Here is a 1,214-nt window from a genome sequence, read left to right as displayed (position 1 = left end):
AAGGTGGGATTGGCGATTGGGACGAAGTCGTAACAAGGTAGCCGTACCGGAAGGTGCGGCTGGATCACCTCCTTTCTAAGGAGCATTCTCCAGACAGGGGTCCGAAGAGTCGGATCGTCTGCTGGCAGAGACCGTTTGAGTCCTCGACTGTAGGACCACGGGCGCTCATGGGTGGAACACTGACAATCGCCGACCTATGGTCGGCTATATCGGCACACTGTTGGGTCCTGAAAGAACAGACGTTCTTTCCAGGCAAGATAATAGATCCGCTCGGATCTCCGTGATACCGGTCTTCTTCGGAGGGTGCTGGTCTCGGGTGTGGGTTCGGGTGGGTGTGTTGTTTGAGAACTGCACAGTGGACGCGAGCATCTTTGTTTGTAAGTGTGTAAGGGCGTTCGGTGGATGCCTTGGCACCAGGAGCCGATGAAGGACGTGGGAGGCTGCGATATGCCTCGGGGAGCTGTCAACCGAGCTGAGATCCGAGGATTTCCGAATGGGGAAACCCGGCACGAGTGATGTCGTGTCACCCGCCGTTGAATATATAGACGGTGTGGAGGGAACGTGGGAAAGTGAAACATCTCAGTACCCACAGGAAGAGAAAACAACAGTGATTCCGTGAGTAGTGGCGAGCGAAAGCGGATGAGGCTAAACCATGCGGATGTGATAACCGGCAGGTGTTGTCCGTGTGGGGTTGTGGGAACATTCTTCTCATCACTGCCGTGGTGAGCGAGAGTCAGAAAACATGCTGTTAGCTGAATTGGTCTGGGATGGCCAACCGTAGACGGTGAGAGTCCGGTAAGCGAAAACTGTATGTCTCTCGTGGATGTCTCCCGAGTAGCAGCGGGCCCGTGGAATCTGCTGTGAATCTGCCGGGACCACCCGGTAAGCCTGAATACTACCTGGTGACCGATAGCGGACTAGTACCGTGAGGGAAAGGTGAAAAGTACCCCGGGAGGGGAGTGAAATAGTGCCTGAAACCGGACGCTTACAATCCGTCAGAGCCCTCGTTGTGGGGTGATGGCGTGCCTTTTGAAGAATGAGCCTGCGAGTCATCGGTGTGTGGCGAGGTTAACCCGTGTGGGGGAGCCGTAGCGAAAGCGAGTCCTAATAGGGCGTTTTGAGTCGCATGTCATGGACCCGAAGCGGAGTGATCTACCCATGGCCAGGGTGAAGCGACGGTAAGACGTCGTGGAGGCCCGAACCCACTTAGGTTG

2 rRNA genes are annotated in these 1,214 nt (G+C 55.8%); both read left to right on the top strand.

The annotated features are described in order from the left end of the window. Positions 1-75: ribosomal RNA gene (locus tag ACFYTQ_RS37565) — 16S ribosomal RNA — on the top strand; the annotation flags it as partial. A 300-nt stretch (positions 76-375) separates the two neighbouring features. After that, positions 376-1,214 (top strand): 23S ribosomal RNA (locus tag ACFYTQ_RS37560); the annotation flags it as partial.

It is taken from the genome of Nocardia sp. NPDC004068, from assembly GCF_042874315.1.
In the GTDB taxonomy this organism is placed as follows: domain Bacteria; phylum Actinomycetota; class Actinomycetes; order Mycobacteriales; family Mycobacteriaceae; genus Nocardia.
The sequence above is the reverse complement of the archived record's forward strand: the minus strand, read 5'-3'. Positions and strand labels throughout refer to the sequence as shown.